Origin of the sequence: Jannaschia donghaensis, from assembly GCF_001403795.1 — a bacterium.
GTDB lineage: Bacteria > Pseudomonadota > Alphaproteobacteria > Rhodobacterales > Rhodobacteraceae > Jannaschia > Jannaschia donghaensis.
Window position 1 is genome coordinate 21,038 of record NZ_CXSU01000005.1, and the last position, 13,527, is coordinate 34,564.

Genomic DNA, 13,527 nt, shown 5'->3' on the forward strand with positions numbered 1-13,527 from the left:
CCGGACTATTGGTCCTTGATCTCCATGCCCGCGCCCTTGTTGGTGAAATCGAGCGTGTAGGACGCCTTCCAGTCGATATCGTCCTCGATCACCCCGGCCTCGACCATCTTCTGGTAGAAGTCGCCGATCACCTCGTCGGTCATGGCCCCCACGCCCAATTCCAACGCATCGCCGCTGTCGACGATGCCGAGCTCCAGCATCTTGGACTTGGCGAAGTCGATCTTGTCCTGGGTCATGTCGGCGTTCGCCTCGAGGATCATGGCGTCGGCGGCGGAGCTGTCGCCGTAGAGATAGGTGTACCAGCCCTTGAGCGAGCCATCGACGAAGCATTCGACCACCTCGGGGCTCTGCTCGATGGTGGCGGCCATGGTCTCGATCGTGGTGGCGTAGGAGGAATAGCCGTTGTCGGCGATCAGGAAGACGTTCGGAACGAAGCCGCCTTCCTTTTCCACGACATAGGGCTCGGACGAGAGGTAGCCCTGCATGGCGACGTCCGTGTCGGCGAGGAAGGGTGCGGGGTTGAAGGTATAGGGCTGCCGCTGCTCGACGGTGAAGCCGTGGGCGGCGATCATCCACTGGTAGTAGCTGGTGAAGCCGTTGTCCCCGATCAGGAGCGTCTTGTCCTTGAGGTCGTCCCAGCTTTCGACGTTAGGATGCGCGACCAGAACCTGCGGGTGCTTCTGGAAGATCGCGGCGACGGCGACGACGGGGATATCCTCCCTGACGGCGTTGAACGCCTGAAGCATGTCGCCGCCCATGTGGAACTGGATCCGGTCGGCCAGCATCAGCGCGCGGTTGTTCACCTGCGGTCCGCCCGAGACGATCGTCACGTCGAGGCCGCAGTCGGCGTAGGTGCCGTCGGCGACCGATTGGTAGAAACCGCCATGCTCGGCCTGAGCGAGCCAATTGGTGCCGAAAGTCACGGGCACCAGATCGGTCTGTGCGAAGGTGACGGATGGCAGTGCCGCAGCGGCGAGCGCGGTGGCGATGGGTGCTATGCGGACGGGCAGGCGGGTCATGGGCGTCTCCGAAAATTGAAGGGGCGGCATGTTTCGCAAAAATTGCAGCAGCAAGGTGCCCAAAGGTGAAGCCAGCCGCCACGGAATGGCCGCCGATCCGCGCGAACCTCGGCGCAACTGCCCACTTGTTGGGCGCAAGGGGCGGAATCCGGGCAGGCACACGATACCGCGGCTGGTCGGCGCCCTGTGACATGGAGATGATCGGGCGATGGATGATCCGAAGATCGCCTTGAGCCCCGCCATCGCGCCGCCGCCTTTCGGCGCGTATTCCCATGGCGTCCTCGTTCCCGCCGGCCGCCTTCTGGTCACGTCGGGACAGCTGGGTCTGGGGGCAGATGGCGATTGTCCGGCCGATCTGGCCGAGCAGGCCCGCCTATGCCTCGCCACGATCGACGCAATTCTCGGAGAGGCGGGTGCCGGGCGCGAGCATGTTCTGCGTCTGAACGCTTATGTGACGCGACGCGAAGATTTCGCCGTCTGGATGAAAGTGCGCGACACCTGGTTGGCCGATGTTGCGGTCAAACCGGCCTCGACCCTGATGATCGTCGGCGGCTTCACCAAGGCTGAATTCCTTGTGGAAATCGAGGCGCTGGCAATGGTGCCGTAAATACTCAGACTGAAATTCGGATGGGCCGTCCATAACGAGGATCAATGCCGCGATATGGCGGGTGCTGCGCTGCATCCGAGGTCCGGTTTGAGCCCAGAGCGGAAGTTGAATTCGAACAGGGTCAGCCTCTATTTGGTGAACGTTATGAAAGAAACCGAGAGGTTCCGCCCGCCTGAATGGCTGGTAGCGGATGTCATCACTTACTCGGCCAAAACGATCTCCAGTTGGACATTCGAATACCAATCCGCAACCTCCCGGATTTCTGCGTCGTCCAGATGCGAAGCAATCTCAGACATGATTTCGTGATCACGCTTTCCGAGGCGGAACGCCTTTAGTTGCGTGTCGATATAAATGTTGACCTCGCCCGCCAGATTAGGTGCGTCTAGAAGAACTGAGATCCCATCGGCCCCATGGCAGGATACACAGGCTTGAGGCGCATCGTCCTCGTTTATGCCATCTGGCAAGGTGGCGACAGCATTGTGGGATGCATACCACGCTGCCACGTCCGAAATCTGTTGGGCCGAAAGAGTTGCGGTTACAACAGACATCATCTCGTGTTCGCGCGCGCCGGACTTGAAGGCCATCAGCTGCGCTTCGAGGTATTCCTTCGGTTCACCGCCGATATGGGGCGCGATTGGGATCTGCGCATATCCGTCGATGCCGTGACAGGTTCGGCACATGTTGGCGATCTGACGTCCGGCAGACGGATCGTCGGCGGCGGCAGGGGACCCCCCGGCGAGCATCAGCCCGCCGAGAATGGTCATCACTGCAATCCTCATTCCGAGGGTGCAGGATTATAAGCGATGCGCCAGATCGCGCCGGCAAAGTCGTCCGAGACCAGCATCGAGCCGTCCGGTAGGAACTCAATGTCCATCGGGCGCCCGCGGTATTCGCCGGTGTTCTCGTTCAACCAGCCATCCGCGAAGACCTGCGCGCCCAAGGCATCGCCCGTTTCAGGATCGAGCGCGGTGAACATCACGCGCGCGCCGACCGGCGTGGTGCGGTTCCACGAGCCGTGCTGCGCCCAGAAGATGCCGCCATGATATGCCTCTGGGAAGCTCTCGTCATGGTAGAAGCGCATCCCGAGGTCAGCCGCATGGGCTGTCAGCTCAAGCTGTGGCTCCGTGAAAGACACGCCCTCCGGACGCGGGAACTCGCTCTCCTTAACGATTTCGACGCGCGAGTTGGTCCAGGGAAAGCCGAAGTGCTGGCCAGCTTCGGTTTGGCGGTTCAACTCGCCCGGCGGGATGTCGTCGCCCATGCCGTCGACCTGGTTGTCAGTCCACCACAGTTCGCCCGTGGCCGGGTTGAAGTCCTGACCCACCGAGTTGCGGACGCCCCTGGTATAGACTTCGCGTTCCGACCCGTCGGTGTTCATCCGAACGATTCCGCCGATGCCGATCTCGTCATACATCTCGATCTTGTCGACGGGCTGCACATTGTGCGGCTGGCCAAGCGAGACATATAGCTTGCCGTCCGGGCCGATGTCGCACACGCGTGCGGTATGGTTGAAGCTTTCCTCCTCGGCCGGAATCAACTCGCCCTGTTCGACGACGACGCCGACTGCCGGATCCGGGCCCTCAAAGAAGAATTCGGCCGCCGGGAAGACAAGCACCCGGTTTCGCTCGGCGATGTAGAGAAAACCGTCAGGTGAGAAACATGGTCCATTCGGGATGTCGAAGGTGATCGAGGGCGCAAAGTCCTTGACCTCATCTGCCACACGGTCACGGTCGCGGTCGACGATTGACCACATCTTGTCCTTCCGCGTTCCTGCAAAGAGCACCGTCCCCTGCGGGGCCATGGCCATCGAGCGCGCATCCGGCACGACGGCATAGAGGCTCACTTCGAACCCGTCGGGTACATTGATGTGCTCTACGATCGCCCTGAGTGCCTCGGCCCGGTCCCCCTCTTGATCAACAAACGTGAACGTGGCGTCCGTTTTTTGCATGCTGGTGAGCTTGTCCATGTTGTCCTGAGCCAGAGCCGGTCCTGCCAACATGGTTCCGAGCAGAAGTCCCGGAAGTATCCTCCGATGAGTCATGTGTTCCTCCCATTATCTTATTGAAGCGGTTAGACGCATTCGGGCCGTTGCCGCCTCCCAAGACGTTATCATCACTTTACGTAAGGGAAGCTGTCAACTTTATTACCAACTTACAAGCAAGGGCTTGTCGACCACTGCCCTAGGTTCCAGATCGCTCCGACTGGCCTCCCATCCTCGCCACTTCAAAACACTGCGCGATGCACGAACGGCCGATCTGGTGAAGCTGCGTTGCAGCATCGTCGATGACGGCGGAGGTCCGTTTTGGGCCGCAGGTGTCGCCATTGAAGGCCGCTGATGCGCCGATGCTGCTTTGCATTTGAGGTCGGCTTCGAGCCCAATTTACCGCATGCTGCAACATGTACAGATGGCTGCTTCGTGGAATTTCTGGCGTTGCCTGTTTAGAGCTTCTAATCTGAAATCATGGATAAACTTATCTACGCAATTGGAGATGTTCATGGTCGCGACGACTTGCTTCGCGACTTGCATGAACACATTCGCGATTACCACCAACTGATGCACTCCGGCAGAGATGCTGAGTTGATCCACGTTGGCGACTACATCGACGGTGGCGCGCATAGTCGCGAAGTCATTGATCGGCTGATGTCGGGTCTAGGCAATTTTGAAATGACATGCCTTCTCGGGAATCATGAAGCGATGCTGCTGGAATGTCTGGCCACGGACAATCGACAGGCTTGGTACACTTGGCTCTCCAACGGAGGTGAGGAAACACTCGCGTCCTTCGGAATGTCTCTCCGTTTTGGCGGCTACGACCCGGACGAGCTTCATTCAAGCGTGGGTGACGGCAGAGTCGCCTGGCTGAAATCTCTGCCGCTCTGCAAAGCCATCGAGCCCTATTTTTTTGTTCATGCGGGCATCGCCCCGGGCGTTCCAATCGATCGACAGCAACCCAAAGATATGCTTTGGATTAGATCGCGCTTCCTAGATAGCGAAGAGGAACATGGCTGCGTGGTTGTACATGGTCATACGCCAGGTGACGAACCTGTGGTTAAAGCCAATCGGATTTGTATCGACACAGGTGCAACGTCGAATGGGTTGTTGACTGCCGCTGTTTTGGACGGGAACGCTGCCCCCATCTTCTTACGCGCAGCCGGTCGCCCTGGAAAAACCGGCTAGGCAACCGAAAGCCGACTTTGGGTAAAGTGCAACGAACTGGCGCTTCGTCCCGCACAGCGGACATAAATCCCCCGGTTACGCCCCCGCCCGCTCCGCCGCGCGTGTGACGGCACCGCGGAGTTTCTCTGACAGTGCTTCCTGTTTGGATTTCGACATGATTTTCAGGCCGAACAGGTCCTTGACGTAGAAGCTGTCGACCACTTGCGCGCCGTAGGTCGCGATGACGGCGTGGGAGATGTAGATGTTCGACTGCGCGAAGGCCTGCGTCAGGTCATAGAGCAGACCGGGGCGGTCGCGGGTGTCGACTTCGATGATGGTGTAGATGTCCGACCCTTCGTTGTCGAAGCTGATGTTGGTGGGCACGGTGAAGCGGCGTTCGCGCTTCTTGATCTCCTTGCCCTCCAATTCGCGTCGGGTGGCAAGCTCCCCGCGCAGGATCTTTTCGATCATGCTGCGCAGGCGCGGCAGACGACTGGCTTCATAGGGGTGGCCCTCGGCGTCCTGCAACCAGAAGGCCGATGTCGCGAATCCGTCCTTGGAGGTATAGGTCCGCGCGTCCACGATGTTCGCCCCAACCAGCGACAAGGCACCGGCCAGGCGCGAGAAGATGCCGGGATGATCGTGACAGGTCATCAGGGCGCGGGTGGCGTCGCGGTCCTCGTCCGCCTCCAGATCGACGCGGACTTCACCGTCGGGCAGGTCGCGGAGCATCTTGGCGAATTGCACCTGCGCCGCCGTCGGCAGACCTTGCCAGTAGGGGCCGTAGTGGCGCCCCAACTCGGCGCGCAGGGCTCCTTCCGACCAATCGGGCAGCATTTCGCGGAACAGCTGCTTGGCCTTCTTCTCCCGCGTTTCCCGGTTCACATCCTCCAGCCCGTTTTCGAGCGCTGCGGCGGTGGCACGGTGCAGCGCGCGCAGCATCTGTGCTTTCCAGTTGTTCCAGACGTTCGGGCCGACCCCGCGGATGTCGCAGACGGTCACCACCGTGAGCAGATCAAGACGTTCACGCGTCTTCACCGCCTTGGCAAAATCGCGGATGGTGCGGGGGTCGGAAATATCGCGCTTCTGCGCCATGTCCGACATCAGCAGGTGGTGCCGGACCAGCCATTCGACGGTTTCCACTTCTTTGGGCTTCAGGCCCAAGCGGGGGGCGACGACGCGGGCGATCCGCGCCCCAAGAACCGAATGTTCTTCGGTCCGGCCCTTGCCGATGTCGTGCAGCAGCAACGCAATGTAGAGCACGCGTCGATTGACGCCTTTGGCCAGGATATCCGAGCAAAGTGGCAACGTCTCCACCTTCTCCCCGCGTTCGATCTGGGCGAGGTGGGAGATGACCTGGATGGTATGCTCGTCGACGGTGTAGCTGTGATACATGTTGAACTGCATCATCGCGACGATGGGGGCGAATTCCGGGATGAAGGCGCCCAGAATGTCCAGCTCGTTCATGCGGCGCAGGGCGCGTTCGGGATTGCCGTGTTTGAGCAGCAGGCCGAGGAACAGCCGCGCCGCTTCGGGGTCTTCGCGCAGATCGCGGTCGATCAGGTGCCGGTTCGCACCGATCAGACGCATGGCGTGGGGATGCAGCAGCAGGCCGGTGCGCAACGCTTCCTCGAAGATGCCCAGCATGTTGAGCGGCGTGCCCAGAAACGCGGCCTCGTCGTCCACGTCCAGCCGGCCCTGGCGTTCGGCATAGGGCGACTTGACCCTGCGGCGGCGCTTGAAGAACCCCATCAGGCCTGGTTCCTGCTTGATGTTGTCCGCCTCCAGCGCGACCAGAAGGATGCGCGTCAACTCTCCGACGCGGGTGGCGTGGCGAAAGTAGTCTTGCATGAAATGCTCGACCGCGCGCCGGCCGGCATGGTCGCGGTACCCCATGGCGGCGGCCACATCGACCTGCGCGTCGAACGTCAGCATGTCGGCGGCGCGGCCGGCGATCAGGTGCAGATGGCAACGCACGCACCACAGGAACCGCTCGGCGGACTCGAACGCCTTGAATTCGTCTTCGGTGAAGACGCCCATGGTCTGCAGCACCGCCGGGTCGTCCACGCGGTACCGGTACTTCGCAATCCAGTAGAGCGCCTGAAGATCGCGCAGGCCGCCCTTCGCCTCCTTCACGTTCGGCTCCAGAATATAGCGCTGGCCGCCCTGCTTGCGGTGCCGTTCGAAACGTTCCTGCAGCTTGGCGTCGATGAAGTCGGGCACGGTCTTGAGGAACAGATCTTCCCACAGGCGCGCGTCGAGGGTGTCGGCCAGCGCCGCCTCGCCGCAAATCAGGCGACGCTCCAGGAGGGAGGTGCGGATGGTGTAGTCTTCGGCCCCAAGCCGCAGGCAGTCCTTCACGGTGCGGGTCGAATGGCCGACCTTCAGCTTCAGGTCCCACAGGATATAGAGCATCGACTCCACGACGCTCTCGACCATGGGGGTGACCTTGTAGGGCGTCAGGAACAGCAGATCGACGTCTGAATGGGGGGCCATTTCGCCACGGCCGTACCCGCCGACGCCGATGACCGCGAAATGCTCCCCATCGGTCGGGATCGGGCAGGGATGCAGGACCCGCGTGGCGATAAGCCAAGCGCATTGGACCAGCCGGTCGGTCAGATGCGCATAGGAATGCGTGACCCGTCTGGCCCGCGTCGGATCGGCCTGGAACCCCGCACGAATGGCGGCGCGCCCCTTGGCCTGAGCCTGCGACAGGGCGGCGACGGTGGCCTGACGGATCGCCATGGGGTCGTCCAGACGATGCACGTCTGACAAGGCCGCGAGCGTGGTCGCGGCGTCGAAGATCTCGGCCAAGGGCGCGATCAGCGTGTCGCTGGTCGCGGGCGGTGGCAGGTCTTGGAGTGTGAAGGCCGGGGCCGAGGTCTTACGACCCGGCGCCGCCGAAGCTGTTGGGGGCAGGGCTGACCACCTGTAGTTGACGGTTCACGATTTGCGCGACGGCCAGCGCCCTGTCGTTGGTGCCATCGCCGCGCAGTCGGAATATACCGCCCGTGCCGGCAAAGCCAGCGTTGGTCGTCAGTGAACGGCGCCCGACCGTCTGGCCCTGCCGTGAAATCGCCCCGATGGCCGCCATGCCATCATAGGCAAGGTTGGCCAGGGGATGCGGTGCGCCGCCATAGGCCGCGGAATACCGCGACCGGAACTGGCTGAGCGGGCCGGGTGCGGGCAGCGCGAAATAGCCGCCCTGCAGGCCCGGAAGCTGCAGCGCCTCGGCCGGGATGTCCCAGCGGGTGAGGCCAAGGAACCTGAAATCCTCGCCGCCGATGCCGGCTTCGGACAGCAGTTGCGAGATGACGGGCAGATCGCCCGACGTGTTTCCGGTCAGGAAGATGGCATTCGAATTGGTGCTGCGCGCCTGCGCGACGATGCCCGGTACGGCGGCCTGAATGCCCGCCTGGCTTAGCTCGTAGGGAACCGAGCCGGTGATCTGGGCCTGCGTTTCGCCAGCCGCGCGTGCGACGGCGGCGTTGGCGATCTGGCCGGACTGATTATTGGCGTGGGTCACCAGGACGCGGTTGCGCCCCTGCGTTGCGGCATAGCCCAGAACCCGGCGGGCCGTGTTCTCGAAGGTGTTCCCAAGGACCCAGACGTTCCCGCCCGAGATCGCCGTGTTGTTCGAAAAGCTGAGCACGGGGATGCCCGACCCGGCCGCGGCCACACCTGCGGCAGCGGCATTATCGCCGTAAAGCGGGCCGAGGATGACCTGCGCCCCGGCCGCGACTGCCTGCGTCGCGGCGGCGCTGGCCCCGCCCGGCGTTCCTTGCGTGGGATACACGGTGATCGACACGACGCCGTCCCCCAAGTCGGCGGCAGCAAGGCGGGCCGCGTTTTCAAGGCTGCGGGCCACGGTGGCGTCGGTGCCTCGGCTGGAGCCGTAGGGCACCAGAAGCGCCACGGAGGTCGGACCGCTGCCGGCAGTGCCGCCGCCACCGCCACCACCGCCCAGACCCGGACCCGCGACGTTACAGGCCGCAAGCGCGGCCCCCGTCACCAGCAGCAGCGCCGCCGTGCGGGCGCGATGCGCGACCTTGCGCGCACGTGCGGCGAGTGAGACGAACAGGCTGTGCTTGGACATGAGTGGTTTCCCCCCGGGAATTGGCCTGTCACGGCCACGTGATTTGACCCAAGGGATACCTTCCCGATCCGGGCGCGTAAACGGCGGAACCAGAGGAGATGCGAAATGGCGGACATCGGCAGGATCGAAGCCGGGCTGCATCTTGTTGCGGTGCCTATCGGAACGGCCCGCGACATCACGTTGCGCGCCCTTGACCTGCTGGCCGGAGCCGACGTTCTGGCGGCCGAGGACACGCGGTCCCTACGCCGGTTGATGGATATCCACGGCATCGCGTTGGGGGACCGCCCGCTGATCCCGTATCATGATCACAACGGACCGCAGGCCCTGCCCCGTCTGCTGGGCGCGTTGCGGGCTGGGCGGTCGGTCGCCTATGCCTCCGAAGCGGGTACGCCGCTGATCGCCGACCCGGGGTTCCGGCTGGGGGTGGATGCGCGGGCCGAGGGCATTGCGGTGCGCGCGGCTCCGGGGGCCAGCGCCGTTCTGACGGCGCTTTGCGTTGCGGGGCTTCCGACGGACCGATTTTTTTTCAACGGGTTCCTGCCGCCCAAGTCGGCGGCGCGCAAATCGGCGTTGCGTGATCTGGCGGCGGTGCCCGGGACGCTGGTCTTCTACGAATCGCCCCGCCGTCTGGCCGCGATGCTGCGCGATGCGGCCGAGGTTCTGGGCCAGCGCGAAGCGGCGGTCTGCCGGGAGTTGACCAAGCGGTTCGAGGAGGTTCGGCGCGGTCTTCTGTCCGATCTTGCCGCATCCTACGACGAGGAGACGACGAAGGGCGAAGTGGTCGTCGTGATCGACCGCGCCGCCGGGGTCGTGGCGGACGAGGCCACGGTCGAGGCCGCCCTGCGCGTCGCCTTGCAGGAAGGGTCGGTAAAATCCGCTGCAAAAGACGTTTCCGAAACCTTCGGAATTGCGCGTAACATGGCCTACCAGATGGCACTGCGAATAAAGGATTACGGATGAGCGGATCGACGTCCTATCACGCCGGCCTTGCGGCGGAAGACAGCGTCGCGCGCCACTACGGTCTGGCCGGTTACCGCGTCGTCGCGCGACGCTGGCGTGGCAAGGGCGGAGAGATCGACGTGATCGCGCAAGCCGGCGACGACACCATCTTCATCGAAGTGAAGAAGAGTGACAGCCATGCGGCCGCAGCCGCGCGCGTCAGTGATCACCAGATCAGACGGCTGTTCGATTGCGCCGGCGAATACATGGGCACCTTGCCGAACGGCATGCTCAGCTCGGTCCGGTTCGACGTCGCGCTTGTCGATGCGGTGGGCCGGATCGAGATCATCGAGAACGCGCTGACGGCCTGACGCCGGGGGGTGCCTTGCGCGACAGCACATTGTCACGCCAGCGGGCCTGCGCCATCTAGGGGCAAAGCAGTTTGCCCGAGGATGCACAGATGCCCAGCCCGAAATCTCTGAAGGTCGGTTTCCAGATGGATCCGATGGAAGGCGTCGACATCAAGGCCGACAGCAGCTTCCGCATCGCGCTGGAAGCGCAGGCGCGGGGGCATTCGCTGGTCTATTGGACGCCGGACAGACTTGCCTACGTCGAAGGCCGCATCGTCGCGCGGGGGCGGTCGATGGAGTTGCGCCGCGAGGTTGGAAACCATGTCACGCTGGGGGCAATGCAGAACTACGACCTGGCTGACCTCGACGTCGTCTGGCTGCGCCAGGATCCGCCGTTCGACATGGGATACATCACGTCGACACATCTGCTGGAGAGGGTGCATCCCGGCACGCTGGTGGTGAACGATCCGGCTTGGGTGCGCGGCTGGCCCGAAAAGCTGATGGTACTGGATTTTCCCGACCTGACGCCGCCGACGGTCGTGGCCCGCGATCTGGAGACGCTCAAGGCGTTCAAAGAACGGCACGGCGATGTGATCCTCAAGCCGCTTTACGGCAATGGCGGTGCCGGGGTGTTCCGCCTGACGCCGGACGACCGCAACCTAAATTCGCTGCACGAGATATTCACGTCGATCAACAACGAGCCGTTGATCATGCAGAAATTCCTGCCCGCCGTGTCCAAGGGCGACAAGCGCGTGATCCTGGTCGACGGGGAGCCTGTGGGTGCCATCAACCGGGTGCCGGCCGCGGGCGAGACACGGTCGAACATGCACGTCGGTGGGCGACCCGAGAAGGTGGCCCTGACCGACCGGGACCGTGAGATCTGTGCCGCGATCGGACCGCGTCTGCGCGATGCGGGGCAAATCTTCGTCGGCATCGATGTGATTGGCGACTGGCTGACCGAAATCAACCTGACGTCACCCACCGGCCTGCAGGAACTTGAGGCGTTCGACGGTATCAACGCCAGCGCGATGATCTGGGACGCGATCGAGCGGCGGCGCGCCTAGCTGCCGCTGACCAGACGGTAAGACAGCGCCTCAGCCACGTGGGGGCGGCGCACGCATTCGCTGCCGTCGAGGTCGGCGATGGTGCGCGCGACCTTGAGCACACGGTGATATCCGCGCGCGGACAAACGGAATCGGTCCACCGCTTGCAGCAGCATCGCGCGCCCGTCTTCGTCGGGTTCGGCCACGGCCATCAGATCGTCGCCGGCCACGTCGGCGTTGACGGTGACCCTGTCGTGGCCGGCATAGCGCTCGGCCTGAACGGCGCGGGCCGCGGCGACCCTGTTCGCGGTCGCCGCCGACGTGTCCCCAGTTGCGGCTCGTGACAGATCCGCGACCTCGACCGCCGGAACCTCCAGCCGCAAGTCGAAGCGGTCCATCAGGGGCCCCGAGATCTTGCCCATGTAATCCTCGCCGCAGGTCGGGGCGCGGGTGCAGGCCTGTTCCGGGTCGAACAGCATTCCGCACCGGCACGGGTTCGCCGCCGCCACCAGAAGGAAGCGGCAGGGATAGCGGACATGGGCGTTGGCGCGCGCGATGGTGACTTCGCCGGTTTCGATGGGTTGACGCAAGGTTTCCAGCACCGCGCGCGGGAATTCGGGAAATTCGTCCATGAAGAGAACGCCGTTGTGCGCAAGGCTGATCTGGCCGGGCCCGGCCCGTTTGCCGCCGCCCGCGATGGCGGCGACCGACGCGGTGTGATGCGGCTCCTGAAAGGGGCGACGATGCAGGATGCCGCCTTCCTCCAGCGTTCCGGCGAGGGAATGGATCATCGACGTCTCCAGCGCCTCGCGTGCCGACAGCGGCGGCATCAGGCCGGGAATGCGGGCGGCCAGCATGGATTTGCCGGCACCCGGCGGTCCGACCATGAACAGGTGGTGACGCCCGGCCGCCGCAATCTCTAGCGCGCGCTTAGCCCGGTCCTGGCCCCGCACGTCGCGCAGGCACAGCGGACTGGCATCTTCTGGAATACGCCCGGCGGTGGCGGCAGGCAGGGGGGCCGTGCCGATCAGATGGTCCATCAGCGCCTTGAGCGAGCGCGCGGCGTGAACGCTGGCCCCCCCGACCCAGGCGGCTTCGGCACCGCAAGCCTCGGGGCAAAGAAGCTCCATCTCCAGCTCGGCGGCGGTGACGGCAGCCGGAAGCGCGCCGGTAACCGAGACGAGGCCGCCATCGAGCGACATCTCTCCGATGCTAAGGACGCGGGCCACACGGGTCGGCGGCACGATTTCCAGCGCGGCGAGCAACGACAGCGCGATCGGCAGGTCGAAATGCGCCCCTTCCTTGGGAAGATCGGCGGGCGACAGGTTCACCGTCAGCTTCTTGGAAGGAAGCGCGATCCCCAGTTCGGACAGGGCGGTGCGAATGCGGTCTTTCGCCTCCGACACGGCCTTGTCGGGCAGGCCCACGACCGAAAACCCCGGAAGGCCGGGGGACACGGCGCATTGCACGTCGACGGGTCGGGCCTCCAGCCCTTCGAAAGCGACGGTCGTGGTGCGTGCGAGCATGTTTTCCCCCTGCCCATGTTGGTTAACGGGCAGGGGGTTTAAGAAAGGTTAACGGTCATCATACGATTGGAAATGGTGACGTTGGCAGCCCGATGTCGTAATTCGACAGGGTGCGGTCGCGCGCTTCGCCCTCTGCCCGCCAGGCGCGCAGGGGGGCATGGGTCAGATGCGCGTCGACGTAGGTGCGACTCGCGTCGCTGATCGGCAGGTCGTAGCCTGCGATCCGCATCGCGACCGGCGCAAAAAAGGCGTCCGCCGCACAATACGCGCCGAAGAGCCAGGGACCGTCCCCCGCCATCTCCCGCGCCGCCGCCCAAAGCGTCTCCAGCCGGGCAAGGTCGGCGCGGACGGCGGCGTCCGGCGTGAATCCGTCCCATCGGACGCGCAGGTTCATCGGGCAGGCCCCGCGCAGGGCGGTGAAACCCGAATGCATCTCGGCCGTCATGGATCTGGCGAGGGCGCGGGTCTTCGGGTCTTTCGGCCAGTGCCCGGCCTTCGGATGCCGCTCGGCCAGCCCTTCCGCAATGGCGAGGCTGTCGCACCAAAGCGCGCTGTCTGGGGCACGGGCAACGGGCACCGTCCGGGCCGGGGCCCAGGCCTTCAGCCTGTCGTGGAAAGACTCGCGGTATAACTCGTTCACCTCGACCCGGACGGGCAAGTCGAAGGCTGCGAAAAGAAGCCAGCCGCGCAAGCTCCAGGAGGAATAGGATCGGTCGCCGATCAGCAGGTCATAGGTCATGGACCAGTCTTATCATTCCTGCGGCTTTGCCCGAAACGACCATTCCTGATGACA

The 13,527-nt window shown here is 63.9% G+C and carries 12 protein-coding genes; 5 read left to right on the forward strand and 7 right to left on the reverse strand.

Annotated features, from left to right (window positions below):
* Positions 1–5: 5 nt before the first annotated feature.
* A complete protein-coding gene (locus tag JDO7802_RS00565; protein WP_055082904.1) occupies positions 6–1,019 on the reverse strand; it encodes an ABC transporter substrate-binding protein in 1,014 nt (337 codons plus the stop codon).
* A 208-nt stretch (positions 1,020–1,227) separates the two neighbouring features.
* Between JDO7802_RS00565 and JDO7802_RS00570 the strand changes: the two genes are divergently transcribed.
* Positions 1,228–1,626, forward strand: a complete 399-nt coding sequence (locus JDO7802_RS00570; RefSeq protein WP_055081759.1) for a RidA family protein — start codon at positions 1,228–1,230, stop codon at positions 1,624–1,626.
* Between the two features lie 200 nt (positions 1,627–1,826).
* Here JDO7802_RS00570 and JDO7802_RS00575 read toward each other — a convergent pair whose 3' ends face one another.
* Together JDO7802_RS00575 and JDO7802_RS00580 are read right to left on the reverse strand one after the other, a co-directional pair.
* On the reverse strand, positions 1,827–2,405 hold the full coding sequence (locus JDO7802_RS00575) for a c-type cytochrome (RefSeq protein WP_055081760.1): 579 nt from the start codon (positions 2,403–2,405) through the stop codon (positions 1,827–1,829).
* Entirely contained in the window at positions 2,402–3,667 is a 1,266-nt protein-coding gene (locus JDO7802_RS00580; RefSeq protein WP_055081761.1) for a PQQ-dependent sugar dehydrogenase, read from the reverse strand. Before JDO7802_RS00580 ends, JDO7802_RS00575 begins: the two co-directional genes overlap by 4 nt.
* 420 nt (positions 3,668–4,087) lie before the next feature.
* On the opposite strand from JDO7802_RS00580, the gene JDO7802_RS17520 reads away from it, so the two are divergent.
* Positions 4,088–4,801, forward strand: a complete 714-nt coding sequence (locus tag JDO7802_RS17520) for a metallophosphoesterase family protein (protein ID WP_083480954.1) — start codon at positions 4,088–4,090, stop codon at positions 4,799–4,801.
* A gap of 75 nt (positions 4,802–4,876) precedes the next feature.
* Here JDO7802_RS17520 and JDO7802_RS00590 read toward each other — a convergent pair whose 3' ends face one another.
* Entirely contained in the window at positions 4,877–7,633 is a 2,757-nt protein-coding gene (locus JDO7802_RS00590) for a [protein-PII] uridylyltransferase (protein WP_055081763.1), read from the reverse strand.
* A 31-nt stretch (positions 7,634–7,664) separates the two neighbouring features.
* A complete protein-coding gene (locus JDO7802_RS00595) occupies positions 7,665–8,876 on the reverse strand; it encodes a penicillin-binding protein activator (RefSeq protein WP_055081764.1) in 1,212 nt (403 codons plus the stop codon).
* Positions 8,877–8,981: 105 nt separating this feature from the next.
* Between JDO7802_RS00595 and rsmI the strand changes: the two genes are divergently transcribed.
* The 3 genes from rsmI to gshB all read left to right on the forward strand — a co-directional run bounded on the left by rsmI (position 8,982) and on the right by gshB (position 11,229).
* Positions 8,982–9,836 (forward strand): 16S rRNA (cytidine(1402)-2'-O)-methyltransferase, encoded by an 855-nt coding sequence (rsmI, locus tag JDO7802_RS00600; protein WP_055081765.1) that lies wholly within the window; start codon positions 8,982–8,984, stop codon positions 9,834–9,836.
* The gene (locus JDO7802_RS00605) at positions 9,833–10,186 is read left to right on the forward strand and encodes a YraN family protein (protein WP_055081766.1); all 354 of its coding nucleotides are present in this window, start codon (positions 9,833–9,835) and stop codon (positions 10,184–10,186) included. Before rsmI ends, JDO7802_RS00605 begins: the two co-directional genes overlap by 4 nt.
* Before the next feature lie 89 nt (positions 10,187–10,275).
* Positions 10,276–11,229 (forward strand): glutathione synthase, encoded by a 954-nt coding sequence (gene gshB / locus JDO7802_RS00610; protein WP_055081767.1) that lies wholly within the window; start codon positions 10,276–10,278, stop codon positions 11,227–11,229.
* Here gshB and JDO7802_RS00615 read toward each other — a convergent pair.
* Entirely contained in the window at positions 11,226–12,734 is a 1,509-nt protein-coding gene (locus tag JDO7802_RS00615; protein ID WP_055081768.1) for a YifB family Mg chelatase-like AAA ATPase, read from the reverse strand. The genes gshB and JDO7802_RS00615 overlap by 4 nt on opposite strands.
* Before the next feature lie 58 nt (positions 12,735–12,792).
* Positions 12,793–13,473 (reverse strand): glutathione S-transferase, encoded by a 681-nt coding sequence (locus tag JDO7802_RS00620; protein ID WP_055081769.1) that lies wholly within the window; start codon positions 13,471–13,473, stop codon positions 12,793–12,795.
* Positions 13,474–13,527: the final 54 nt, after the last annotated feature.